The 24,601-nt window shown below is 71.9% G+C and carries 23 protein-coding genes and 1 pseudogene; 13 read left to right on the top strand and 11 right to left on the bottom strand.

Annotation, left to right across the window (positions count from 1 at the left end; translation table 11 throughout):
• Positions 1-113: 113 nt before the first annotated feature.
• A complete protein-coding gene (locus tag AB0F04_RS33420; RefSeq protein WP_362048695.1) occupies positions 114-1,310 on the bottom strand; it encodes a mannosyltransferase family protein in 1,197 nt (398 codons plus the stop codon).
• A 263-nt stretch (positions 1,311-1,573) separates the two neighbouring features.
• Between AB0F04_RS33420 and AB0F04_RS33415 the strand changes: the two genes are divergently transcribed.
• Both AB0F04_RS33415 and AB0F04_RS33410 read left to right on the top strand, forming a co-directional pair.
• Positions 1,574-3,175, top strand: coding sequence for an MFS transporter (locus AB0F04_RS33415; protein WP_362048692.1), 1,602 nt, complete (start codon positions 1,574-1,576; stop codon positions 3,173-3,175).
• Positions 3,176-3,444: 269 nt separating this feature from the next.
• On the top strand, positions 3,445-4,635 hold the full coding sequence (locus tag AB0F04_RS33410) for an acyl-CoA dehydrogenase family protein (RefSeq protein WP_362048689.1): 1,191 nt from the start codon (positions 3,445-3,447) through the stop codon (positions 4,633-4,635).
• 49 nt (positions 4,636-4,684) lie between these two features.
• On the opposite strand, the gene AB0F04_RS33405 is transcribed toward AB0F04_RS33410, so the two are convergent.
• Entirely contained in the window at positions 4,685-5,125 is a 441-nt protein-coding gene (locus AB0F04_RS33405) for a cell division protein SepF (protein WP_053672325.1), read from the bottom strand.
• A 290-nt stretch (positions 5,126-5,415) separates the two neighbouring features.
• Here AB0F04_RS33405 and AB0F04_RS33400 point away from each other — a divergent pair, with 290 nt between their 5' ends.
• From AB0F04_RS33400 to AB0F04_RS33385, 4 genes and pseudogenes are all read left to right on the top strand, one after another.
• The gene (locus tag AB0F04_RS33400; protein ID WP_362048686.1) at positions 5,416-6,639 is read left to right on the top strand and encodes a DUF5685 family protein; all 1,224 of its coding nucleotides are present in this window, start codon (positions 5,416-5,418) and stop codon (positions 6,637-6,639) included.
• A 262-nt stretch (positions 6,640-6,901) separates the two neighbouring features.
• A pseudogene (locus AB0F04_RS33395) lies at positions 6,902-7,021 on the top strand (DUF1684 domain-containing protein); the annotation flags it as partial.
• 227 nt (positions 7,022-7,248) lie between these two features.
• Positions 7,249-8,154, top strand: coding sequence for a S1 family peptidase (locus AB0F04_RS33390; RefSeq protein WP_362048683.1), 906 nt, complete (start codon positions 7,249-7,251; stop codon positions 8,152-8,154).
• 392 nt (positions 8,155-8,546) lie between these two features.
• Positions 8,547-9,629: a S1 family peptidase gene (locus AB0F04_RS33385; protein WP_362048680.1), complete on the top strand. Its 1,083-nt coding sequence runs from the start codon at positions 8,547-8,549 to the stop codon at positions 9,627-9,629.
• A gap of 268 nt (positions 9,630-9,897) precedes the next feature.
• Here AB0F04_RS33385 and AB0F04_RS33380 read toward each other — a convergent pair whose 3' ends face one another.
• Positions 9,898-10,914, bottom strand: a complete 1,017-nt coding sequence (locus AB0F04_RS33380) for a DUF3533 domain-containing protein (RefSeq protein ID WP_362048677.1) — start codon at positions 10,912-10,914, stop codon at positions 9,898-9,900.
• Between the two features lie 154 nt (positions 10,915-11,068).
• Here AB0F04_RS33380 and AB0F04_RS33375 point away from each other — a divergent pair, with 154 nt between their 5' ends.
• A complete protein-coding gene (locus tag AB0F04_RS33375) occupies positions 11,069-14,578 on the top strand; it encodes a DNA polymerase III subunit alpha (RefSeq protein ID WP_362048674.1) in 3,510 nt (1,169 codons plus the stop codon).
• Complete coding sequence (locus tag AB0F04_RS33370) at positions 14,575-15,570, top strand: hypothetical protein (protein WP_362048671.1); 996 nt, start codon at positions 14,575-14,577, stop codon at positions 15,568-15,570. The genes AB0F04_RS33375 and AB0F04_RS33370 overlap by 4 nt, the downstream gene beginning before the upstream one ends.
• Before the next feature lie 43 nt (positions 15,571-15,613).
• On the opposite strand, the gene AB0F04_RS33365 is transcribed toward AB0F04_RS33370, so the two are convergent.
• Positions 15,614-15,988 (bottom strand): cupin domain-containing protein, encoded by a 375-nt coding sequence (locus tag AB0F04_RS33365; RefSeq protein WP_362048668.1) that lies wholly within the window; start codon positions 15,986-15,988, stop codon positions 15,614-15,616.
• A gap of 79 nt (positions 15,989-16,067) precedes the next feature.
• On the opposite strand from AB0F04_RS33365, the gene AB0F04_RS33360 reads away from it, so the two are divergent.
• Entirely contained in the window at positions 16,068-16,514 is a 447-nt protein-coding gene (locus tag AB0F04_RS33360) for a MarR family winged helix-turn-helix transcriptional regulator (protein ID WP_362048665.1), read from the top strand.
• 172 nt (positions 16,515-16,686) lie between these two features.
• Positions 16,687-17,547, top strand: a complete 861-nt coding sequence (locus tag AB0F04_RS33355; RefSeq protein WP_362048662.1) for an alpha/beta fold hydrolase — start codon at positions 16,687-16,689, stop codon at positions 17,545-17,547.
• Positions 17,548-17,674: 127 nt separating this feature from the next.
• Here the strand turns inward: AB0F04_RS33355 and AB0F04_RS33350 are convergent, their stop codons facing one another.
• Positions 17,675-18,673, bottom strand: coding sequence for a lytic polysaccharide monooxygenase (locus AB0F04_RS33350; RefSeq protein ID WP_362048659.1), 999 nt, complete (start codon positions 18,671-18,673; stop codon positions 17,675-17,677).
• 182 nt (positions 18,674-18,855) lie between these two features.
• Here AB0F04_RS33350 and AB0F04_RS33345 point away from each other — a divergent pair, with 182 nt between their 5' ends.
• On the top strand, positions 18,856-19,305 hold the full coding sequence (locus AB0F04_RS33345; protein WP_362048656.1) for a GNAT family N-acetyltransferase: 450 nt from the start codon (positions 18,856-18,858) through the stop codon (positions 19,303-19,305).
• A 30-nt stretch (positions 19,306-19,335) separates the two neighbouring features.
• On the opposite strand, the gene AB0F04_RS33340 is transcribed toward AB0F04_RS33345, so the two are convergent.
• Positions 19,336-19,470 (bottom strand): hypothetical protein, encoded by a 135-nt coding sequence (locus AB0F04_RS33340; RefSeq protein ID WP_104778565.1) that lies wholly within the window; start codon positions 19,468-19,470, stop codon positions 19,336-19,338.
• A 139-nt stretch (positions 19,471-19,609) separates the two neighbouring features.
• Between AB0F04_RS33340 and AB0F04_RS33335 the strand changes: the two genes are divergently transcribed.
• Positions 19,610-20,242, top strand: a complete 633-nt coding sequence (locus tag AB0F04_RS33335; protein WP_362048652.1) for a class I SAM-dependent methyltransferase — start codon at positions 19,610-19,612, stop codon at positions 20,240-20,242.
• Here AB0F04_RS33335 and AB0F04_RS33330 read toward each other — a convergent pair.
• Complete coding sequence (locus AB0F04_RS33330; protein ID WP_362048649.1) at positions 20,201-20,722, bottom strand: DUF402 domain-containing protein; 522 nt, start codon at positions 20,720-20,722, stop codon at positions 20,201-20,203. The genes AB0F04_RS33335 and AB0F04_RS33330 overlap by 42 nt on opposite strands.
• A complete protein-coding gene (locus AB0F04_RS33325) occupies positions 20,703-21,632 on the bottom strand; it encodes a GNAT family N-acetyltransferase (protein ID WP_362048646.1) in 930 nt (309 codons plus the stop codon). The genes AB0F04_RS33330 and AB0F04_RS33325 overlap by 20 nt, the downstream gene beginning before the upstream one ends.
• A 72-nt stretch (positions 21,633-21,704) precedes the next feature.
• On the opposite strand from AB0F04_RS33325, the gene AB0F04_RS33320 reads away from it, so the two are divergent.
• Positions 21,705-22,073: a GntR family transcriptional regulator gene (locus AB0F04_RS33320; RefSeq protein ID WP_362048643.1), complete on the top strand. Its 369-nt coding sequence runs from the start codon at positions 21,705-21,707 to the stop codon at positions 22,071-22,073.
• Between the two features lie 59 nt (positions 22,074-22,132).
• Here AB0F04_RS33320 and AB0F04_RS33315 read toward each other — a convergent pair whose 3' ends face one another.
• From AB0F04_RS33315 to AB0F04_RS33305, 3 genes are all read right to left on the bottom strand, one after another.
• A complete protein-coding gene (locus AB0F04_RS33315) occupies positions 22,133-22,909 on the bottom strand; it encodes a DUF72 domain-containing protein (RefSeq protein WP_362048641.1) in 777 nt (258 codons plus the stop codon).
• Between the two features lie 25 nt (positions 22,910-22,934).
• A complete protein-coding gene (locus AB0F04_RS33310; RefSeq protein WP_362048639.1) occupies positions 22,935-23,330 on the bottom strand; it encodes a hypothetical protein in 396 nt (131 codons plus the stop codon).
• Positions 23,331-23,442: 112 nt separating this feature from the next.
• Entirely contained in the window at positions 23,443-24,537 is a 1,095-nt protein-coding gene (locus tag AB0F04_RS33305) for a DUF5925 domain-containing protein (protein ID WP_362048636.1), read from the bottom strand.
• Positions 24,538-24,601 lie beyond the last annotated feature (64 nt).

The raw sequence follows: 24,601 nt of genomic DNA, 5'->3' as shown, positions 1-24,601 counted from the left end.
CGCCGGGCGCTCCGGCCTTCAATTCCTTTGATCATTTCGGATGCGGGTTTTATCGCGCTTTTGAATTCGTTCACCGGTGCATGGTGTCGAATTCCCCTGGCGCTCACAGCGGGTCAGGGGGGACCGGAGCCGTTCAGCCAGAACGCCCCGTACACCGCACCGGCCACCGCCACAGACCCCAGCACCGTCGCTGACCTGCGGATACGCGCCCTGGCCAGGGCCAGGGCGAGGGGCAGCAGCAGCGGGAAGGCGGGCAGCAGCAACCGCGGTTTCGAGCCGAAGTAGCTCGACGCGCACAGGGCGAGCGCGGTCACGACCCCGGTGTAGACCAGCAGCGGCAGCGGCTGGCGCTGACGTACTCCGGTCGCATACAGCCAGACGACTGACGCCACCCCGAGGATCAGCCCCACGCCGGCCAGGGCCGCCGGGAACGACGTGAACTTCTCGGCGACGAACCGGGCGAAGGCGTACCCGCCGTCGAAACCGTTGCGCCATCCGGCCTGGACGTCCAGATAGCCCAGCGGGCCCTTGCCCGTGCGGTGCCCGACCCAGAGCACGTAGCCGGCGGTGCCGAGGGGGGCCAGGAGCACGGCGAGGAGTCGCCGGGCCTGGGCCCCGGGGTCGGCCCGGGCCCCGGGGTCGGCCGGGGCGCCGGGGCCGGCCGTGCGGCCCTCCCGCACGAAGGCGGCCGCCGCCGTCACCCACACCGCCGCCACCACGGCCAGGCCCACCGGGCGGGTCAGTCCCGCGAGCAGGGCCAGCGTGCCCGCCGTCACCCACCGGCCGGTCAGCACCGCGTACAGCGCCCAGGCCGCGAGCGCCGTGAACAGGGACTCGCTGTACGCCATCGACTGCACGATCCCGACCGGCAGGACGGCCCACAGCAACACCGCGCACACGCCCACCCGGCGGCCGTACACATGGTCCGCCACCGCGAAGATGCCCCAGGCCGCCGCGAGCGAGGCCAGCAGGCTGACGAGGAAGCCCCCGTCCGCGAACGACAGCGGCGAGAGGGTCGCCACCAGCCGCTCCAGCCAGGGCAGCAGCGGGAAGAACGCCAGGTTCGAGTGGACGTCCCCGTTCGGCAGCCGCACCTCGTAGCCGTAACCGAGCTCGGCGACCCTGACATACCAGAGCGCGTCCCAGCGGGCGGTCAGCAGCGTGTACGCGCTCTTGTCCCGCGCCCCGCTCCACAGGAACAGGGCGAGCAGGCCCAGGGCGCGGACGGCCGCGTACCCGGCGAGCGCCGGGGCCGCCCGGCGCAGCGCCCCGGCGCGGGACGGGGCCGCGCGCGTGTCGAGATCGGTCATCCGCCCGATTATCGACCCGGGCCGGAACCACCCGGTCGGCCGACGCGTCGACGACACGGGAGGAAGTGGCGTATGCCACATCCATCCGCCGGAGGTGTGAGAGGTCCGCCACTGGTCTCCGCCGGTGACTCGCGTACGCTGACGTGTCACTCGCTTTTCGTTTGCGCCGGCCGGAGACCGCCGCTCCTCTCCGGCCGAGTCACGGGGGCGTCCCCCACCCCGTGAGCCCGCCGATCGCGAGGGAACATCTGGGAGGTACGTACATGTCCGGGACGACCACGGCCGCCGCTGCGCTGCGCCGTCGGGCGGCCGGGGCCGGTGCCAACCGCTGGGTGGTCCTCGTCGTCCTCTGCGTCAGCCTGCTGCTGGTCGCCGTCGACGCCACCGTGCTGCACGTGGCGGTCCCCGCCGTCACCGAGGACCTGAAGCCCGGCGGGATGGAGCTGCTCTGGATCGTCGACGTCTACCCGCTGGTCTGCGCCTCGCTGCTGATCCTGTTCGGCACGCTGGGCGACCGCATCGGCCGCCGCAGAGTCCTGCTCCTCGGATACGCGCTGTTCGGCGTCGCCTCCGGCCTCGCGGCCCTGGCCGACAACGCCCAGGTCCTCATCGTGGCGCGGGCGCTGCTCGGCGTGGGCGGCGCGATGATCATGCCTGCCACCCTGTCGATCCTGCGGCAGGTCTTCCCGGACCGGCGGGAGCGGGCGCTCGCGATCGGCATATGGAGTGCCGTGGCCGCGGTGGGCGCGGCGGTCGGTCCGCTGCTCGGCGGCTTCCTGCTGGAGCACTTCTGGTGGGGCTCGGTGTTCCTCGTCAACATCCCGCTGATGCTGGTCAGCCTCCCGGTGGGACGGCTGCTGCTGCCCGAGTCGAAGGGGGACGGCAAGGGCCCCTGGGACGTGGTGGGTGCGCTGATGGCGGCAGCCGGACTGTTCGGTGTCGTGCTGGGCGTGAAGCGGCTCGGCAGCGGGGGGTCGGTGGGCAGCCTGGTCACCGTGCTGCCGCTGGTGGTCGGCGCGGCGCTGCTGGTCGGCTTCGTACGGCGGCAGCGGCGGCGGGAGTACCCGCTGGTGGACCTCAAGATGTTCGCGCGTCCGGCGTTCAGCACGTCCGTCGGGTGCATCGTGCTGGCGATGCTCGCGCTGGTGGGTCTGGAGTTGATCGCGGCACAGTATCTGCAGCTGGTGCTCGGGCTGTCGCCGCTGGAGACCGGGCTGCGGCTGCTGCCGCTGACGTTCGCGGCGATGGCTGCCGGGCTGGCCGGGGCGCGGATGCTGCGGCGGTTCGGACCGCGGCGGATGGTGTGCGCCGGGTTCTGCCTCACGGCGTTCGCCGTGGTGCTGCTGACGGCGCTGGGGCGGACGGACGACTGCGCGCTGATGCTGAGCGGGTTCGTGCTGCTCGGTTTCGGGCTGGAGACGACGCTGTTCGGGGCGTACGAGTCGATGCTGAGCGAGGCGCCGCAGGAACAGGCCGGTGGGGCGGCGGCGATCGGGGAGACGTCGTACCAGCTCGGGGCGGGGATCGGCATCGCGCTGCTCGGCACGGTGATGAACGCGGCGTACGCGCCCGGGCTGTCGGGCGTGCCCGGGGTCCCGGCGTCGGCATCCGCGTCCGCGGGGCATTCGCTGGGGGAGGCGTACGAGGTCGCCGCGCAGCTGGGCGGGTCCGCCGGTGCCGCTCTGCGGCAGGCGGCCCGGGACGCGTTCGTGCACGGGCTGCATGTGACGTTGCTGGTGAGCGCGGCGTTGCTGCTGCTCGGGGCGGCGATGGCGCTGCGGCTGCCGCGGGCGATGCAGTGTGAGTCGGAGCCGGTCGAGCTTCCTGCCCCGAGGGACGCCGCGGAGTCCCGCGTCTCGGTGTGAGGGCCCTTTCGCCCACCCACGCGCCGCCCGTGACTGTCGGCCGAGGAGTCGCATCGCCTGTGGGTGGTATCTCGCCGTCGGCGGCCGGCTGTGGGCGGGCTTCGGGTGCGGCGTTGACCTGCCGCCGGAGAACCGGCCGAGTGTCGGAGCAACCATTGTTCCCTGCGCCTTCCACTCTCAGACGGTGGCTATGGGTGGTGCATGGGTGGACCGGCGTCGTAGCGTCTCGGTTAGCGGTGCTAGTTAAAAAGCTACGGAGGGTGTCGATCATGTCCGGTTCGTCCAAGCTGCCTCCTTTCGATCCCGGCGATCCCCTCGGCCTGGACGACCTGCTCGAGCCCGAGGACCTGGGGATCAGGGACACCGTGCGGGCCTGGGCCGCGGACCGGGTGCTGCCGTACGTCGCCGAGTGGTACGAGAAGGGCGAGCTCCCGGCGATCCGGGAGCTGGCCAGGGAGCTCGGCGGCATCGGGGCCCTCGGGATGTCCCTGGACGGGTACGGGTGTGCCGGTGCGTCCGCCGTGCAGTACGGGCTCGCCTGTCTGGAACTGGAGGCCGCCGACTCCGGCATCCGTTCCCTCGTCTCCGTGCAGGGCTCCCTCGCCATGTACGCCATCCACCGCTTCGGCAGCGAGGAACAGAAGCAGCGGTGGCTGCCGCGCATGGCCGCCGGCGAGGTCATCGGCTGCTTCGGGCTCACCGAGCCCGACCACGGCTCCGACCCTGCCGCCATGCGCACGTACGCCAAGCGCGACGGCTCCGACTGGATCCTCAACGGCCGCAAGATGTGGATCACCAACGGATCGGTCGCCGGTGTCGCCGTCGTGTGGGCGCAGACCGAGGAGGGGATCCGCGGTTTCGCGGTGCCCGCCGACAGCGCCGGGTTCTCCGCCCCCGAGATCAAGCACAAGTGGTCCCTCAGGGCCTCCGTCACCAGCGAGCTCGTGCTCGACGAGGTGCGGCTGCCCGCCGACGCCGTCCTTCCGGAGGTCACCGGCCTGCGCGGGCCCCTCAGCTGTCTGTCGCACGCCCGGTACGGAATCGTGTGGGGCGCCATGGGCGCGGCCCGCGCCAGTTTCGAGGCCGCGGTCGACTATGCGAAGTCGCGGGAACAGTTCGGGCGGCCCATCGGCGGCTTCCAGCTCACCCAGGCCAAACTCGCCGACATGGCGGTCGAACTGCACAAGGGGATTCTGCTCGCCCATCATCTGGGGCGGCGTATGGATGCCGGCCGCCTGCGTCCCGAGCAGGTCAGCTTCGGCAAACTCAACAACGTCCGGGAGGCGATCGAGATCTGCCGCACGGCCCGGACGATTCTCGGCGCCAACGGGATCTCGCTCGAATATCCCGTGATGCGGCACGCGACGAACCTCGAGTCGGTGCTCACCTATGAGGGCACCGTCGAGATGCACCAGCTCGTGCTGGGCAAGGCGCTCACCGGACTCGACGCCTTCCGGTAGGCCGGTCCGCCAACCCTGCGCGGGGGCAGGGCCGGTGAGCGGCCCTGCCTCAGCTCTGGTTGAAGAAGCCGTCCGTACGGTGTCCGGCCGGGTCGCCGTTGACGATCTCCGTGTGGGCCGGGGTCAGCAGGAACACGCGGGTCGAGACTCTCTCGATCGAACCGCGCAGGCCGAAGATCAGCCCGGCCGCGAAGTCGACCACGCGCTTGGCGTCGGACGCTTCCATGGCCGTGAGGTTCATGATGACCGGCACGCCCTCGCGGAACAGTTCGCCGATGGCGCGTGCGTCCCGGAAGCTGTCCGGGGTCACCGTGCCGATGCGGCGGCCCTTCTCCTCGGCGACGTCCGAGGCCACCTTGACGCGCGGGTCGGTGACCCAGGCTTCCCCGGGCTCGTTTCCGTCGGAGTAGTCGTCGTCGTCGTAGTAACGCTCGTCTTCGTTGTCGTCGACGAGGCCAAGCCAGGCACTTGCCTTGCGTACCGATCCCATGGACGCCTCCTCTCACAGCGGTCTTTCTGCTTTCCGCATCCCTATGGTCGTCCATGATGCGGATGGCGCGCCAAGTGGATAGACGCCGCACGGGGGGTTTGTGACGGTACTGGTGCACAGCGATTCCGTCGAGAGTCCGTGTGTCCCAAGGGCCGTTTCCCAAACGGCTGCTGACTGTGAGTGAAATATGATTCTTCCCGGCGTACGGGTGATGGCCGGGGCGTACGGGTGAACGCGGGGGCCGGTACGATGCCGCAGCTCAGCGTCGTCAGGAAGTTCGGGGGAGCGTCGTGTTCGGAATCGTCAGGCCTTGCAGACACAGGCTCGGAGACGAGCTCGCCGGTCAGTGGATGGCGCATTTGTGCGGGCTTTGCCTCGCTCTGCGCGGCGATCACGGGCAGTTCGCCCGGATCGTCACGAATTACGACGGGCTGCTTCTTTCGGTCCTGACGGAGGCTCAGATGGAGGGCGGGGGCGGTGCCGGCCGGCGTACGGCCGGACCGTGCCCGCTGCGCGGCATGCGCACCGCCTCCGTGGCGGACGGCGAGGGAGCGCGGCTCGCGGCAGCCGTTTCCCTGGTGCTGGCCTCGGCGAAGGTCCGCGATCACGTCACCGACGGTGACGGGCTGCTGGCCCGCAGACCGGTGGCCCGTGCCGCGCGCCGGGTCGCCGCGAACTGGGACACGGCCGGTGCCCGGAGCGGCACCGCTGTGGGATTCGACACCTCTCTCCTGGTCGACGCGGTGGACCGGCAGGCCGGGATCGAGGTACTGGCCGGGCCCGGGACGCCGATCCTCACCGTCACCGAGCCGACCGAGGCCGCCACCGCCGCCGCCTTCGCGCACACCGCGGTCCTCGCCGGCCGGCCGTACAACGCCGGACCGCTGGCCGAGGCCGGGCGGCTCTTCGGACGCCTCGCCCACCTGCTGGACGCCGTGGAGGACCGCCACGCCGATGCCGCCTCAGGCGCCTGGAACCCGATCACCGCGACCGGCACCTCCCTCGGGGAGGTCAGGCGGATCGCCGACGACGCGGTGCACGGCGTGCGGCTCGCGCTGCGCGACGCCGAGTTCACCGATGCGCGGCTGGTGCATCTGCTGCTGGTACATGAACTGCGGCGCTCGGTGGACCGGGCGTTCGGCACGGTGCCGGTCTGCGCCTCCCACCAGAGCGGGCCCTACGGACCGCAGGGACCCCACGGGCAGCAGCCGCCGGGGCCCTACGGCTCCCCGCAGCACCCGTACGCGGGCGGCGGAAACCCGTACGCCGGTGGCGGCGGAGCGTACGGCGGGGACGGTTTCGGCGGCGGTTTCGGTGGGGGTGCTCCGGTGCCCCAGCCGCCCCGCCGGCGTGGATTCTGGGCCGGATGCGGGATGTTCTGGCTGCTGTGCTGCACCTGCAAGCTGTGCTGCGCCAAGGAGTACGAGGGGCCGTGGTCCCGTAAGAAGCGCGAGGGCGTCTGCCGGGACTGCGACTGCGACGGGTGCGACTGCTGCTGCCCCTGCGACGGCTGACCTGCGCTCGGGGGCTATCCGGACGGTCGACTTCCGGACATCCCCGGGTGCCGGCGGGCCGACCCGGTGACGCGGTCGTGCTGAATGCCGCCGAGTCGGACGGTCTCGCCGTGGCCGGGCAGCCGTTCGGTGGGGTCTTGCTGGTGCGCGAAGGGGCGTGAACGTACGGGACCACGACCCGGAATCCTCCGCGCGCCGGGCGCTCGGCGGCTGCGCGTCACGCCGTACGAACTGGCCTTCGCACTGAAACTGAAGTACCCCGGTCGACTTCGACCGGGCGCCGCTGTCGCCGTGCGCCTTCGCCGACCAGTTCGTCTGCCCCCCGCCGCCGGGGAACTCGCTGGGCGTCGGGGGCGCGGCGGGGGAGCGCGCGCCGGTGTGAGGCGCGGCCGGGGGTGAAAGGCGGCCACGGGGCGGCTTCGTAAGGATCCATCAAAGGCGTGAGTCCGAAAGGCCCTCTTGCGCCGACCGGCCGTTCGGCCGAATACTCCCCCTCAGCGCTTGTCAGGGGCACGGCGTGTTCGGAATCCGGACGACCGGTCCCAGGCTGCGCCTCACGGGCCCGAAACCCCACGAGGGCCCCCTACTTCCTTTGTGGAGGAACGAAAAGTGAGGATCAAGCGCACCACCCCACGCAGTGGCATTTCGAGACGGACCCGGCTGATCGCCGTTTCCACCGGCCTCGTTGCCGCCGCAGCGATCGCGATCCCCAGCGCGAACGCTTCCGACACCCCCACCACCTTCAGCGCCGCCGAGCTCAAGAGCGCCAGCGCCTCGCTGCTGAAGGCCGATGTCCCGGGCACCGCCTGGGCCGTCGACAGCAAGACCGGCCGCGTGCTCCTGACCGTGGACAGCACGGTCACGCAGGCGGAGATAGCGAAGATCAAGCAGCAGGCCGGCGGCAACGCCGACGCGCTCACGGTCAAGCGCACCCCGGGCAAGTTCAGCAAGCTCATCCAGGGCGGCGACGCCATCTATGCGAGTAGCTGGCGCTGCTCCCTCGGCTTCAACGTCCGTGCCAGCAACGGCACCGAGTACTTCCTGACCGCCGGTCACTGCACCGACGGCGCGGGCACCTGGTACTCCAACTCCGCCCGCACGACGGTCATCGGCTCGACGGCCGGCTCCAGCTTCCCGGGCAACGACTACGGCCTCGTGCGCTACAGCGGGTCCGTCAGCCGTCCCGGCACCGCGAACGGCGTGGACATCACGCGCGCGGCCACCCCGAGCGTGGGCACCACCGTCATCCGCGACGGCTCCACGACCGGCACCCACAGCGGCCGTGTCACCGCCCTCAACGCCACCGTCAACTACGGCGGCGGGGACATCGTCTCCGGCCTGATCCAGACCACCGTCTGCGCCGAGCCCGGTGACTCCGGCGGTTCGCTCTACGGCAGCAACGGCACGGCGTACGGCCTGACCTCGGGCGGCAGCGGCAACTGCTCCTCCGGTGGTACGACGTTCTTCCAGCCCGTCACGGAGGCCCTGAGCGCCTACGGCGTCAGCGTCTACTAGGCCCCGGCGGCAGTTCGCGGCACTTCTCTTCGCAGTACCTCTCGCGGCCCCCGCGCGCATCGCGTGCGGGGGCTTCGTGCTGTGTGCGGGCCCTCTCACGGCTCCTCCCAACCGGCCTTCGGAGGGGCGGAATTCAGCCACGTGTAGACGTCACAGAGTGGGCACACATTACTCACGCGTAATGTTTGCACTGTGAACGCGCGGGAGTTGGGTCCGATTTGATCGCGGACGGTCAAAATGGGGAGGCGTGCGAAGCGCTGTCTACGCGCGTCTCGAACTCACCCTTGTGTGCTCCCCGCCGTCCTCGGAATAGTGGGCGCTCGTCAACGAAGCCTTCCGGCTCGTGAGGTCCCCACAACCTCTCGTGCCGACCCCCCACAGGAGGACGTAAGTTGAAGCACCGACGCATACCCAAGCGGCGTGCAGCCGTGGCAGGTGCGGGCATCGCCGCGCTGGTCGCCGCGGGAGTGACGTTCCAGACCGCGAACGCCAGCGAGACCCCTGAGGCGTCCGCGCCCCGGACCCTGTCGGTCACCGCGGCCGGAAAGCTCGCCTCGTCGCTGGCCGAGGACCTGGGCGGCGACGCGGCCGGGACGTACTACGACACCAAGAGCAAGAGCCTCGTGGTGAACGTGCTCGACGAGAGTGCCGCGCAGGCCGTGGAGAAGGCCGGCGCCAGGGCGAGAGTCGTGGCGAACTCCCTCGCCGAACTCAAGAGCGCCCGCAGCACGCTGAAGCAGGACGCGACGATCCCGGGTACCGCCTGGGTGACCGACCCGACGACGAACAAGGTCGTCGTGACCGCCGACCGCACGGTCTCCAAGGCCGAGTGGGCGACCCTGACGAAGGTCGTGGACGGGCTCGGGGCGAAGGCCGAACTCAAGCGGTCCAAGGGGGAGTACAAGCCCTTCGTCGCCGGTGGCGACGCGATCACCGGTGGCAGCGGGCGCTGCTCGCTGGGCTTCAACGTGGTCAAGGGCGGTGAGCCGTTCTTCCTGACCGCGGGTCACTGCACCGAGGGCATCTCCACGTGGTCGGACTCCAGCGGCAAGGAGCTCGGCACCAACGCGGACTCCAGCTTCCCGGACAACGACTACGGACTGGTCAAGTACACCGCTGAGGTCGACCACCCGAGTGAGGTGAACCTGTACAACGGGTCCACCCAGAAGATCTCGGGCGCCGCGGACGCGACCGTCGGCATGGCGGTCACCCGGAGCGGGTCGACCACGCAGGTGCACGACGGCAAGGTCACGGGGCTGGACGCCACCGTGAACTACGGCAACGGCGACATCGTGAACGGGCTGATCCAGACCGACGTGTGCGCGGAGCCGGGCGACAGTGGCGGGTCGCTGTTCGCCGGGGACAAGGCGGTCGGGCTCACGTCCGGCGGCAGCGGTGACTGCACCTCGGGCGGGGAGACGTTCTTCCAGCCGGTGACCGAGGCGCTGTCGGCGACCGGGACGCAGATCGGCTGACATGTGAGTGCGCGGAGTCCCGCCCCTTGTGCGAGGGGCGGGACTTTTGCGTGCCGTCTCGCCGGGTGGGGGTGCGGGTGGCTGCGCCTGTCGCCGGGTGTGGGTCGGGGCCGCGCCGGGGGGTGTCCGTCCTCGGAACGTCGCGATGGGGTCTGACGCCGACTGGCTGTTGCCCGACACGGCCCCTGCTCGCCGTACGCGGCTGCGGGCCGGCTGTGGTGGCGCCCCCCTTGTGCCGACCGGAGGGTGCGCGGGGCGGCGGGTGTGGTTACGGGGTCGCCTTCGCGCGCTTGCGTACGGTCGCCGCCGCCATGGTGATCGCGGCTCCCGCTACCGCCCATGCCGCCAATACGAGGAGGGGGCCGGTCATCGCGTTGTTGTCGAAGTAGGCGAGGGAGCGTGTCGACCAGGTGCCCGCGCCGGGGGGCAGGGCCGGGCCGATCGCCTTCCAGAAGGGCGGGAGGAGGGGTGGGGGCAGGGCGCCGCCCGCGCTGGGGTTGCCGAGGATGACCACCAGCAGGATGACCAGGCCGATGCCGATCGTGCCGAAGACGCCCTGGAGGGCGAGGGTGGCGGCGCCCACGGCGAAGATGATCAGGGTGCCCAGGCCCCAGAGGGCCGCGGTGCTGCCCGGCAGGGCGTCCAGGACCGGGCCGGTGATGAGGGCTCCGCCGAGCCCGCCGATGATCGCGACCAGGGCCATGACCGCCAGGCGGATCGCGGCGCGGGTGGGGTTGGAGGGTTTCGCCCCGGCGCTGATGGCGAGGGCCGCGGCGCCCAGGTAGCCGCCGACGCACCAGCCGATCACCAGGTAGAAGGACGAAAGCCCGTTGGGGTCGTGGGGCGCGGACGGGATCACGTCGATCGTCCGGATGGTGCGCCGCTCGGACTTCTCCAAGGTGGTGACGAGGGCCGTCAGTGTGGTGGAGAGGACCCTGCCGCCCCCGGAGGCGACCAGCAGGGTGTCGGTGTTGCTCCTTGGGTCGATGATCAGGGCCGCGTCGATGTCGCGGTGGGCGAGCCGGGTGCGGGCCGCCGCCGCGTTCGGCAGTGCGCGGGGGTCCAGGGGGGAGCCGGGGAGCTGTTCGAGCCGGCTGACCGCCTGGCCGGCCGCGGCCTGGGGTGCGACCACGCCGAAGGGCACGTCTTTGGGCTTCGGGTCGTGCAGTGCTCCCACGTACGAGGCGATGAACAGCAGCTGGAGCGCGATCACGCCGACGATGAGCAGCGTGGCCCGCGGTGTGACGGCGTCTCTCACCTCGGCGAGGAGGGAGCTGTGCGGCATGCCTCCACGGTCGGGGGACGGGGGGTGTTTCCGCAGGTGGGGCGGGGCCGAACGGATGTCGTACACACATTCGAGGATGGGGGTATGGTGGGGGTGAGGCAGTTGGGAACAGATGTTCGAGAGCTGGTGTGGCTCACGAGTGCGGGAGGTGCGTGTGCCGGGGTTCACGCATCTGCACACCGTCTCCGGATTCTCGTTGCGTTATGGAGCCTCGCACCCGGAGCGGCTGGCCGAGCGTGCCTCCGAGCGGGGCATGGACGCCTTGGCGCTGACCGATCGCGACACGCTCGCCGGCGCGGTCCGGTTCTCCAAGGCCTGCGGGAAGGCGGGGGTCCGGCCGCTGTTCGGGGTCGATCTGGCGGTGGGGGGCGCGGAGCCCGGGAGCGAGCGGCGACGGCGGCGCCGGACCCCGGTGCGGGGCGGTGCCTTCGTGGACGAGTCGGCCCCTCGGGTGACCTATCTCGCCCGGGACGGCGCCCGGGGGTGGGCGGACCTGTGCGGGCTCGTATCGGCCGCCCATGAGGGGGAGGGGACACCCCTGCTGCCCTGGGAGCGCAATCATGCCCGGGGTGTGACCGTGCTGCTCGGGCCCGCGTCGGACGTCGGGCGCGCCCTGGCCGAGGGGCGGCCCGACCGTGCGGCGCGGCTGCTCGCGCCCTGGCGGGACGTCTACGGCGACGACCTGCGGCTGGAAGCCGTCTGGCACGGCCGGACAGGTACGGGTCCGGGCTCGCTGCGGCTGGCCGCCCGTACCGTCGGGTTCGCCGCCGAGCAGCGGATCCGGCCCGTTCTCACCAACGCCGTACGGTACGCCGACCCGGGTCTCGGGCCGGTCGCCGACGTGCTGGACGCCGCCCGGCGGCTGGTGCCCGTCGACCCGGCCAGGGGACTGGACTCCGGCGAGGCCTGGCTCAAGGGTGCCGGGGACATGGCCGCGGTGGCGGAACGGATCGTGGAAGCCGCGGGGTTCCGGCGGGAGGTCGCCCACCGACTGGTGGAGCAGACGCAGGCCACGGCCGCCGCGTGCCTGGTCGACCCCGAGGACGATCTCGGGATCGGTACCGTCCACTTTCCCGAGCCGCATCTGGTCGGTGCGGGGCGCCGTACCGCCCAGCGGACGCTGGCCTCGCGGGCGGCGGCCGGGATGGTGCTGCGCGGGTACGACCGGCGTCGGGAGTACTGGGAGCGGATGCACCACGAGCTGGACATCATCGCCCACCACGGGTTCGCCTCCTACTTCCTGACCGTGGCCCAGGTCGTGGACGACGTGCGGGAGATGGGCGTCCGGGTCGCCGCCCGGGGGTCGGGGGCCGGGTCGCTCGTCAATCACCTGCTCGGTATCGCGCACGCCGATCCGATCGAGCACCGGCTGCTGATGGAACGGTTCCTGTCGAAGGAGCGGGTCGTGCTGCCCGACATCGACATCGACGTGGAGTCCGCGCGCCGGCTGGAGGTCTACCGCGCGATCATCGACCGGTTCGGCACCGAGCGGGTCGCGACGGTCGCGATGCCGGAGACGTATCGCGTGCGGCACGCCATCCGTGATGTGGGGGCCGCCCTGTCCATGGACCCGGCCGAGATCGACCGGGTCGCCAAGTCCTTTCCTCACATCCGGGCGCGGGACGCCCGCGCCGCGCTGGAGGAGCTGCCGGAACTGCGGGCCCTGGCGGGGGAGAAGGAGAAGTACGGGAGGCTGTGGGAGCTGGTCGAGGCGCTGGACGCCCTGCCGCGCGGGGTGGCCATGCACCCGTGCGGGGTGCTGCTGTCCGACGCCTCCCTGCTCGCGCGTACGCCGGTCATGCCGACCAGCGGCGAGGGCTTCCCGATGTCGCAGTTCGACAAGGACGACGTCGAGGACCTCGGGCTGCTCAAGCTGGACGTGCTGGGCGTGCGGATGCAGTCGGCCATGGCGCACGCGGTGGCGGAAGTACGGCGGGTGTCGGGTGTCCGGGTGGATCTGGACGGGTTGGCGCCGGGGGATCCGGAGACGTACCGGCTGATCCAGTCCACCGAGACGCTCGGGTGCTTCCAGATCGAGTCGCCCGGGCAGCGGGATCTGGTCGGGCGGCTCCAGCCGGCCACGTTCCACGACCTCGTGGTCGACATCTCGCTGTTCCGGCCCGGTCCGGTCGCCGCCGACATGGTGCGGCCGTTCATCGAGGCGCGGCACGGGCGGGCGCCGATCCGGTATCCGCACCCGGATCTGGAGGGGCCGCTGAAGGAGACCTACGGGGTCGTCGTCTTCCACGAGCAGATCATCGACATCGTCGACATCATGACCGGGTGCGGGCGCGGCGAGGCCGACCGGGTGCGGCGCGGGCTGTCGGACCCGGAGTCGCAGGCGCGGATCAAGGTGTGGTTCGCCCAGCACGCGGCGGCGAACGGCTATGACGCGGAAACGATCCAGCGGACCTGGGAGATCGTCGAGGCCTTCGGGTCCTACGGCTTCTGCAAGGCGCACGCGGTCGCCTTCGCCGTACCGACCTACCAGTCGGCATGGCTGAAAACGCATCATCCGGCCGCGTTCTACGCCGGGCTGCTCACGCACGATCCCGGGATGTATCCCAAGCGGCTGCTGCTGGCGGACGCGCGGCGCCGTGGGGTGCCCGTGCTGCCGTTGGACGTGAACGCGTCGGGGGTCGCACACCGTATCGAACTGGTGTCCGGTAAATGGGGGCTGCGGCTGGCTCTCTCCGATGTGCACGGCATCAGCGAGGCCGAGGCGGCGCGCATCGCCGAGGGCCAGCCGTATGCCTCGCTGGTCGACTTCTGGGAGCGGGGCCGGCCCAGCCGCCCGGTGGCCCAGCGGCTCGCGCAGGTGGGAGCGCTGGACGCGTTCGGCGCCAACCGCCGTGATCTGCAACTGCATCTGACCGAGCTGCACCGGGGCGCCCGCGGCGGGGGCGGCGGACAGTTGCCGCTGGCCGGGGGGCGGAAGACCGCACCGGCCGGGCTGCCCGACCTCACCTCCGCGGAGCGGCTCAGTGCCGAGCTGGGCGTGCTGTCCATGGACGCCTCACGCAACCTGATGGACGACCACCGGCAGTTCCTCGACGAGCTGGGCGTGGTGTCGGCGCGGCGGCTGCGCGAGGCCCGGCACGGGGAGACGGTGCTGGTCGCGGGCGCCAAGGCGGCCACCCAGACGCCGCCGATCCGCTCCGGCAGGCGCGTCATCTTCTCCACCCTGGACGACGGCACGGGCCTGGTCGACCTCGCCTTCTTCGACGACTCCCACGACACCTGCGCCCACACCGTCTTCCACTCCTGGCTGCTGCTGGTGCGCGGGGTGGTGCAGCGTCGCGGTCCGCGCAGCCTCAGCGTGGTGGGAGCCGCCGCCTGGAACCTCGCGGACCTGCTGGAAGTGCGCCGGGAGGAAGGACTGGAGGGGGTCGCCGCCCGGCTGGCCGGTCCCGGTCCCGGTGAGGACGGCTCCGGCGGTGAGGGTTCGGAAGGCGACGGTGAGGGCGCCGCGCGGCGGCGGCTCGCCGGGTCGGAGGGCGTGCCCGCGCCGACCGGTTCCGCGGCCAGGGATCCGATGGAGCAGCGGAAGATCCGCATGTCCACGGGGTACGAGATGCACCCCTGGGCCGATCTGCGTCCGGCGGGCGAAGAGCCCGCGAACACGAGGAAGTTGTGGCATCAGAGTCCGGGGAGTGCGGGATGACCATCCTTTGCGTACGTTTCCAGCCGCCGACGAGCGAGGCGGATCTGCCCCATCTGCTCGGGATGCTGGAGGAGTTCACCCCCGTCGTCCAGGCCCTGCCACCGGACGGGGCGCTGGCCGACCTGCGGGGTGCCGAGCGGTACTTCGGGCGGGACGCCGTCGAACTGGCCTCGGTGATCCGGGTGCGGTCACTCGCGCTCCACGGCGTCGACTGCGTGATCGGAGCCGGACCCGGGCCGCTGCTGGCCCGGATGGCGCTGCGTGAGGCCGTGCCCGGGGTGACGTGTACGGTGCCCGACGAGCCGGACGCCATCGCGGAGTTCCTCGCGGACAAGCCCGTCGGCGCGCTGCCCGGTGTGGGCACCGCGACCGCCCGCACCCTGGGCGACTACGGGCTCGACACCCTCGGCCGGGTCGCCGCCGCACCGCTGTCCACGCTGCAGCGGCTGATCGGCGCGAAGGCCGGCCGCGAGCTGCGCGAAAAGGCGAACGGCATCGACCGCGGCCGGGTCCTGCCGAACGCCGTCTCCCGGTCCCTGGCGACGGAACGCCCCTTCGGGCGCGACGAACTGGACCCGGACCGGCACCGCAGGGCGCTGCTGTCGGCCGCCGAGGAGATCGGCGCCCGGCTGCGCGCCCTGGAGAAGGTCTGCCGCACGCTCACCCTCACCGTGCGCTACGCCGACCGGTCCGCCACCACGCGCAGCCGCACCCTGAGCGAACCGACCGCCCACTCCCCGGCACTGACCCGGGCCGCGTACGGCATGTACGAGGCGCTGGGGCTGCAGCGGGCCCGGGTGCGGGCGATCTCCCTGCGCGCCGAGGGGCTCGGCCCCGCCGACCAGGCCTCCCACCAGCTGACCTTCGACCCGGTGGACGAGAAGGTCCGCCGCATCGAGGAGGTCGCGGACCGGGCACGGGCGAAGTTCGGGCCGCGGGCGGTGATGCCCGGGGGACTAGGGGGCGTACGCCGCGGGGGACGGGCGGCGTAGACCCCGCAGGCCCTGCCGTATGACGCCGGCCTTCCGCAGGACGTCAGTTGGCCCACGGCGGCACGATGCGGGTGCCGTCGGCCAGCCGTGCTTCCAGGCCGATCGAGGTGGTGACCCAGGAGTACGCGGTCCGGTCGGTCGGGTTCTCGACGGTCAGGGTGGCGCCGGGGTTGATGATCACCGTGTCGCCCGCGGCGATCCGCTCGGTGCGGCCGTCGAGGGTGATCAGCAGCTCACCGTCGAGCAGATGGAAGATCTCCTCCCGGCTGACCGTGTGCGCGGGCGCCTTCAGGCCGGCCGGGATCTCACCCCGCCAGGCGCACAGCTCCTTGCTGCCGCTGCCCGGGGTGGCGTACGAGACGAAACGGGCGCCGTGGATCTCGTGGGTGACGGCTTCGGACGATCGGACGACGGGCATGAGGCCTCCAAGTGGTCAAGCAGCTTGACCATATAGTCAAGCTTCTTGACTGTTTCGTCAAGGGTGTTTCAATGCATGCGTGCAGAACTCCGAGGCCATGGCCCTGTCCGCCGCCTTGCTCGCCGCCGCCGGCGGGCTCACCCAACGCATCCACGAGGGCGTGATCGCCCGCGGCTTCGAAGGGGTGCGGCCCGCGCACGGGTTCGCCTTCGCCCGGCTCGCTCCGGACGGCGCGACGGTCACCGACCTCGCCGTCCACCTCGGGGTGACCAAACAGGCCGCCAGTCAGCTCGTCGACGAGCTGGTGCGCAAGGGGTACGCCGAGCGGCGGCCGCATCCCGAGGACGCGCGGGCGCGCCTGGTCGTGCTGACCGGGCGCGGCCGGGACTGCACGCGGGCGGCCGAGGAGGCGGCCGCGGACGTCGTGCGGGAATGGGGGGACCTGCTGGGGGAGCGCGAACTGCGGTCGCTGCGCGAGCAGTTGCTGTGCATCGCCCCGCACGGGCCCGTGCGGCCCGCCTGGTGAGGGGGTGTCGGCTGGAAGTCGCAGCACCGGCTGCGCGGCGAGTTTTTACTGACGCGTAACTTCCCAGTTTGGCTACTCGCCCGTAACTTGACGAGTGAACAGCATCCTCGTGATCCGGATCACAGGGCCCAGTCCCGTCGCATCCCCCCTTGAGTCGCAAGGAGATCACCCGATGCTGCCCTGGAAGCGAGTGCTCAGACCCCTGTCCGCGCTGGTACTGACCGCCGCCGCCCTCACCGTCCCCGCCACCACCGCCCAGGCCGCCGGTGCCCCGAGCTCCGGCTGGAACGACTACTCCTGCAAGCCGTCCGCCGCCCACCCCCGTCCCGTCGTCCTCGTCCACGGCACCCTCGGGAACTCCGTCGACAACTGGCTGGGCCTCGCCCCCTACCTGAAGGTCCGCGGTTACTGCGTCTTCTCCCTCGACTACGGCCAGTTGGAGGGTGTCCCCTTCTTCCACGGCCTCGGACCCGTCGAGAAGTCCGCCGGACAGCTGAAGGAGTTCGTGGACAAGGTGCTCGCGGCCACCGGAGCCGACGAGACCGACGTCGTCGGGCACTCGCAGGGCGGCATGATGCCCCGCTACTACCTCAAGTTCCTCGGGGGAGCCGCCGAGGTGCACGCCCTGGTCGGCATCGCGCCCAGCAACCACGGCACCGACCTGAACGGATTCACCCACCTGCTGCCGTACTTCCCCGGCGCCGCGGACCTGCTCTCGAAGAACACCCCCGCCCTCGCCGACCAGGTCACCGGCTCCGCCTTCCTCACCAAGCTCAACGCGGGCGGCGACACCGTGCCCGGCGTGCGCTACACCGTCATCGCCACCCGGTACGACGAGGTGGTCACGCCGTGGCGCAGCCAGTACCTGAGCGGACCGGACGTACGCAACGTCCTGCTCCAGGACCTGTGCCCCGTCGACCTGTCCGAGCACGTGGCCGCCGGGCTGCTGGACCGGGTCGTCTTCCACGAGGTGGCCAACGCCCTCGACCCGGGCCACGCCACACCCACCACCTGCGCATCGGCCTTCGAATGACACGTGTCACCTGTTGATACGTGTCATCTGCTGATACGTGTCACCTGTCGGCACGTATCAGAGAAACGTTTCGGGGCCTGTCCGGCCTGAGCCGCCGGACAGGCCCCGAGTCGTGGGGCGGTGAGCGTCAGCGGTCGTGCCGGCCGCCGCTCACCGTCCGGCGCCGGGCCGACAGGAACAGCGCCGAGGCGCCCAGGGCCAGCGCCGCCGCACCGCCGATCGCCACGTACGGGGTGGTGCTGTCGCCGCCGGTCTCGGCGAGGTTCTCCGTGGCACCGGCCGCCTTCGGCCGGTTGGGCGCGGGCGCCGCCTTCGGGCGGTCCGGCGTGCTCTTCTCCGGGGCCGCGGCCGGCGCCGCCGACGTGCCGGGGTCGTCGTCGCCGTGCCCGTGGTGCTCGATGGTCGACTTGCCGTTGCCGTCCTTGATCTGCTTCTCGCTGGGAGCGGAGGCGGACGGGGCCGGAGCCGCGCCGCCCGCCGCGCCGCCACCGCCGCCGAAGCTGACGTCCGAGCAGGAGTAGAACGCCTCCGGGCTGTCCGACCGCTGCCAGACCGCGTACAGCAGGTGCGTGCCGGAGCGCCGGGGCAGCTTGCCGGAGAAGGTGTAGAAACCGCCGGTGGCGGCCGGGTCGGTGGACGTCGCGACCGGGTGCGCGAGATCCAGGTCCTTCCAGGCGAGCGGCTTGGCCGGATCGTAGCCCGGCTTGGTGAGGTACACCTTGAACGTGCCCTTGTGGGGGGCCGTCACGCGGTACTTGAAGGTGTACGAGCCACTGTGGACGGCGGTCGCGGGCCAGTCGGCGCGGGGGAGGTCGAGCCCCTTGAACTCCGCGTTGTTCGCGCTGCAGAGCTTGCCGTCCGGTATGAGCCGCTGGTGCCGGCCGCCCGCGTCGCCGATGCGGATGCCGTTCCAGTCGTAGAGGGCCTGGGCGCCGCCCGCCGCGACCGCCGCCTTGCACGCGGCCGACTTCGGGCTTTCCGGGCCCTCGGCGTAGCACTGCGAGACCCGGCTGACCGGGTCGCCCATCGAACCGTGCGCGGCGGCCGGCGCGGCGGTCAGCACGGTCAGGGCGAGCGGAAGGCCGCCGAGGGCGGCGACGGAGGCGACCTTGCGGCGTGCGGGCATGCGGGAACTCCTCGAAACGGTGCAGGGGGCAGGTCCGGGCCGATGCGGGCCGGAATCCCGTGGGGTGCTCCGAAGCTAGCCCCTGAGAACCGTGAAATCGCCTGCTGAGGGCGGGTGAAGGAGATCCTTATGGCCCGCTTAAGGGAGTGTTCGGACTGGCATCAGGTAGGTACCGTCGCGGCATGGCAGACGAGGAGATCCGGCCGGCCCGGGCCGCCGACGTGGCGGTCGTCGCGGAGGTGGTCGACGCGGCCTTCCGCCCCTACATCGAGCGCATCGGACTGGTGCCCCAGCCCATGGAGGAGGATCACGCGGCGAACGTGGCCGCGGGCCGGGTGTTCGTGACGGGCGATCCCGTGACCGGGCTCGTCGTGGTCGAGGCGTTCGACGACCACCTCTTCCTCGACACCGTCGCCGTCCACCCCGCCGCGCAGGGCGGGGGAGTGGGCGGGCGGCTGCTCCGGTTCGTGGACGCACACGCGCGTTCCCTCGGCCTGCCCGAGGTCAGGCTCTACACGAACGCGCTGATGTGGGAGAACCAGCAGATCTACCCGAAGTACGGCTACGAACTCCTGGAGCGCCGCACGGACGGGCCCTACGACCGCGTCCACTACCGCAAGCGGCTGCTCTGAGCGTCGCGTCTCATGACCCGCACCGGCCGCTCAGGCGTCCGGCCACCAGGTGCGTGCGATGTCCTTGCGGACCTCAGGACGCCCGGCGGGACGCTCGTCGGCCTCCTCGCGGACCCGGCGGACGTCCGACTTCTTCAGGGGCTTCTGCACGGTCACACGGCGCATGGCTGCCTCCTTGAGGGTCTACCGGGTTCCGCGTTCTCACGGAGGTAGACCTTTCGGGGGAGGGTGACTCATCGCTCCTGTTCTGTCAGTGGCGGCAGTCACGATGGGATTGTCAGTGGCGGGTGTCACTCTGGGGCCCATGACGAATGTGGACTGGGACGCCGAGGCCGCCTCCTTCGACGAGGAGCCGGACCACGGCCTGCGCGACCCCGAGGTGCGCCGTGCCTGGGCCGGGCGGCTGCGCGACTGGCTGCCGGGACGCGCCGGCGACGTACTCGACCTCGGCTGCGGCACCGGCAGCCTGTCACTCCTCGCGTCCGAGCAGGGGCACCGGGTGACGGGCGTGGACCTCTCCCCGGCGATGGTGTCCCGCGCCCGGGAAAAGCTCGCCGGGCGCGACGCCGTGTTCCTCGTCGGTGACGCCGCGGCACCGCCGGTCGGGGAGCAGCGCTTCGACGCCGTGCTCGTCCGGCACGTCCTGTGGGCCCTGCCCGACCCCGCCCGGGCCCTCAGGCACTGGCGGGGTCTGCTGCGGCCGGGCGGACGGCTGGTGCTGGTCGAGGGGGTGTGGGGGGCCATCGAGCCGGTCGGCATACCCGCCGAGCGGCTCACCGGTCTGCTCGCCCCGGTCGCCGGTCAGGTGCGCGTGCAGCGGCTCTCGGACGATCCGCTGCTGTGGGGCGGGCCGGTGACGGACGAGCGGTACGCGGTGGTCGCCGTGACCGGCGGCTCAGGCCAGGAGGGCCGCGAAGCCGTCGCCGCGGGCCAGTGACTCCAGTTCGTCGAGCGCGGCCAGGGCGGCGGACGCCGCCTCGGGGTCCGACGCGCCGAGGCCGCTCTCGGCGAACTCGTCCTCGTCCAGGCGTCGCACGTCCGTGCCGTCCGCGGAGCGCCACAGGTCCAGGTCGAGATCCTCCACGACCAGCTCCGGGCCGGAGCGCCGGGCGGGGCGGGTGACGTCGCAGTACCAGCCCTTCAGCGCGCCCGTGGCGGAGCGGACCTCCTTCACCGCGTACCAGCGGTCGCGCCAGTAGTACTCCGTGAAGACGTCGCCGGGCTCGAAGCGGACGAACCCGAAGTCGCGGACGCCGGAGCCCGCCCACGCGGCGCGGACCGCCACGCGCGTGCCGTCGTCCGCCAGCAGCTCTCCGCTGTAACGGATCTTCGTACGGCCCGCCTTGACGAGGACGACGTCCAGCCGGGTGTTCCTGTCGGCCGGCTGCGGGTTCCGGTCAGCCGAGTTCGCGGACATGACGCACTTCCTTCGCGCAGATCTCATAGCCGAACCACTTGTTGATGGCGATCATCGGCTCGTTCCCCGTGTCGTTGCCGGTGAACGCCTCCGTGCACCCCGCCGCGCGGGCGCGGTGCAGCGAGTCGTTCTTGGCGAGCTTGGCCAGGCCCCGGCCGCGGAACTCCCGGGCGGTGCCGGTCATGGCGGTGGCGTAACGGGAGTCGCCGTCCGTGTAGGCCACGCTGAAGGCGGCGGGCCGGCCGTCGACGAGCGCGACGGTGGTCAGCTCGCGGTTCAGCAGCGGGTGCTTCCAGTTCTCCTCGAGCCAGGCCTCGTAGTCCGTGAACTCCACGTCGATGTCGCTCGGTTCGTCCGACGACGTCGCCGCGTCCAGTTCGAACAGGGGGCGTGGGTCGTCCGCGAAGTCGGCGGCCGTGCGCAGCTCGACGCCGGACGGTGGCTCCTGCCGGGGCGGGAGCGTGCCGCCCGCCAGGTCCAGGCGCAGGAACCAGGCGGAGCGGCTGGCCCGGTAACCGTGCCGCTCGGCGAACGCGCGGTTGTCCGGCTCGTCCAGAACCCAGGCGAACAGTTTCGTGACGCCGAGGCGGCCCAGGCGCTCCTCCGCCGTCCGCAGCAGCAGCGAACCGGCGCCGCGGTTCCTGCGGTCGGGGCGTACGTAGACGTTGGCCGAGCCCTGGCCGGGCTCCGTGCTGTCGTGGGCGACGCTGACCTGGGCGGTGCCGATGATCTCGCCGTCCTCCTCGGCGACGAGCTGCCCGAAACGGGTGTCCGGGTGGCTGTGCGTCAGGGTGTGCACCACCGACTCGGGGGTGGACAACATGTACGGAAGGGCGAGGCGGCGGGTGTCGGAGAACCCTTCGGCATCGGCTCGGACATCGGGACGCAGGTCGCGCACGATCACAGTCATGAGGGCGCACGCTACGCGTAGGACCTTCCGGGATGCCTCTCATTTTCCGCCGGGTGCGCGACAATCGGGCCTGTGACCTTGAAGATCGACATCGACGACAGCGCCCCGCCCTACGAGCAGGTGCGGGCGCGGATCTCCGAGCAGGCGCGCTCCGGTGCGCTGCCCGTGGGCTACCGGCTGCCGACCGTGCGGGGGCTGGCCGAGTCGCTGGGCCTCGCCGCGAACACGGTCGCCAAGGCGTACCGGGCGCTGGAGGCGGACGGGGTGATCGAGACCCGGGGCCGCAACGGCACGTTCGTGGCCGCGGCCGGGTCGGCGGCGGACCGCGAGCTGGCCTCGGCCGCGCAGGCCTTTGCGGAGCGGGCCCGGCGGCTCGGACTGGGCGAGGACGCCGCGCTCGCCGCGGTCCGGGACGCCCTGCGGGCGGCTCGCGGGGGCTGAGTCGTGTCCGCGAAGTCCCGTCGTCCGCCCGGAGGGCGGGCCCCGCGGCACAGGAGGCCCTAGCCGGACGGCTGCGTCAGCCGCTCCGGGGTGCGGGTGATGTTCAGGCCCGCCGATCTTCCCGCCCGTGCGAACGCCATCGCGTCCTCCACCGCCGCGCCGCCCGGGTCGTTGTTGAAGTAGGCGTAGACGTCCTCGTCGTCGGTCCAGGTCGTGGCGATGCGGTCGAGCCAGGTGGCCAGGGAGCGCCGGCCGTAGCGCGGCCAGGGCTTGGCGCGGCCCTGGTGGAAGCGGACGTAGCCCCAGTCGGCCGTGCGCCACAGCGGTGTCGCCGGGCGGGCCAGGATGTCGGCCCAGCACAGGGCGGCGCGCCGGGACTCCAGGACGCGGCGGACCTCCGGTGTCCACCAGGAGTCGTGGCGCGGCTCGACCGCGACCCGGGTCGAGGCCGGGAAGCAGGCCAGGCACGCGTCCAGCAGGCCCGGGTCGGCGCGCAGTGTGGGCGGGAGCTGGAGCAGGACCGGACCGAGGCGGTCGCCGAGGCCCGCCGCGTGGCTCATCAGCCGGTGCACGGGCTCCTCGGGTTCCTTGAGCCGTTTGATGTGGGTCAGATAGCGGCTCGCCTTGACCGCGACGACGAAGTCACCGGGCACCCGCCGCCGCCAGTCCTCGAACGTCTCCCGGGCCGGCAGCCGGTAGAAGGCGTTGTTGATCTCGACGGTGGCGAAGTGCCCCGTGTACTCCTCCAGCCAGAGCCGCATCGGCAGCCCGGACGGGTACAGGACGTCCCGCCAGTCCTTGTACTGCCACCCGGACGTGCCGACGAACAGTGTCATACCCCTATGAAAGCACCAGGCCACGCTAAGCGTCGGTGCGCGTGTGGAAGCGGTAGAACAGCAGCAGGAAGAGGGCTGCCGTGACCAGCACCGACGTGATGACCACGGGACGGACGTCGTCGCCGGTCTGGCTGTACAGGAAGCCCAGTGCGGCACCGGCGAACGCCGCCCGCAGCAGGGCGTGCAGGGCGTGCAGATCACGCCTGAGGCGCCGGGTCGCCTGGACCACGGCGATGCACAGGGCCATGAAGGCGAGCGCGCTCCACACACCCGACGCCACGTCCGGCCCGGTGACCGGACCGCCGTGACGCCGGTTCACCGCGACCCAGTTGCCGTAGACGGCACCGAGCACGACGGGCAGGACCCATCGCGCGACGCGGTGGGCGGGTTCGCTGAACACGGTGGGCGCCGGGTGCGCCATCAGAGCCTCCCTGGTCCATGCGGAGCTCGGCGTCGCTCCGCCGCACACTGTGGCACGCCTGGGTAACAGGCAGGTGAGAGGCGGTTGTGACCGGAACCAGCGGGTGGGCCCGCTACAGATACAGCCCCGCGTCCACGCCCCCGCGCGGCTCCGGCAGGGCCGTCGGGGACGTGCCCCGGCGCAGCGCGTACAGCTCCGCCAGCGTCGCGCCCTCGCGGCCGATGCCGTCCTCCTGGCCGAGCCAGTTCACCGCCTCCGACCGGGTCAGCGGGCCGACCTCGATCCGGGCGAGGCAGCGGCCGGGGCGGACCACGGCCGGGTGCAGGCGCTCCAGGTCCTCGTTGGTCGTGACACCGACCAGGACGTTGCGGCCCTGGCCCAGCAGTCCGTCCGTCAGGTTCAGCAGCCTCGACAGGGCCTGGCCCGCCGTGTGCTTGGCCTCGCCGCGGATCAGTTCGTCGCAGTCCTCCAGGAGCAGCAGCCGCCAGCGGCCCTTGCCCGTCGCGTCCTCCTCGCCGATGGCGATGTCCATGAGGTAGCCGACGTCGGAGAAGAGCCGCTCGGGGTCCAGGACGCAGTCCACCTGGCACCAGTCGCGCCACGACCGGGCCAGGGTGCGCAGCGCGGAGGTCTTGCCGGTGCCCGGTGGGCCGTGCAGCAGGAGCAGCCGGCCCGCGATGTCCTCCGGGGTCGTCTTCATCAGGCGGTCCATGGCGTCCGCCACCGGCGCGGTGTAGTTGGGCCGGACCTCGTCCCAGGTGCCCGCCGCGATCTGGCGGGTGGTGCGGTGCGGGCCGCGGCGCGGGGAGACGTACCAGAAGCCCATCGTGACGTTCTCCGGCTGCGGTTCGGGTTCGTCCGCCGCGCCGTCCGTGGCCTGGTCGAGGATCTTCTTCGCGAGCTCCTCGCGGGTCGCCGTCACCGTGACGTCCGCGCCCCGGTTCCAGCGGGAGACCAGCAGCGTCCAGCCGTCGCCCTCGGCGAGGGTCGCGCTGCGGTCGTCGTCCCGGGCGACGCGCAGCACCCGGGCGCCCGGTGGCATCAGCGTCGCCCCGGACCGCACGCGGTCGATGTTCACCGCGTGGGAGAACGGCTGCTCGCCCGTCGCGAAGCGGCCGAGGAACAGCGCGTCGACGACGTCGGACGGGGAGTCGGAGTCGTCGACGTTGAGCCGGATCGGCAGCGCCTCGTGCGGGTTTCCAGACATGCCGCCATGATCCGGCACGGGGACGCCGCGTGCACCCGGTTTCCGCGTGCACGCGGCATGTCGT

The organism is Streptomyces sp. NPDC029041 (assembly GCF_040637515.1).
In the GTDB taxonomy this organism is placed as follows: domain Bacteria; phylum Actinomycetota; class Actinomycetes; order Streptomycetales; family Streptomycetaceae; genus Streptomyces.
The sequence above is the reverse complement of the archived record's forward strand: the minus strand, read 5'-3'. Positions and strand labels throughout refer to the sequence as shown.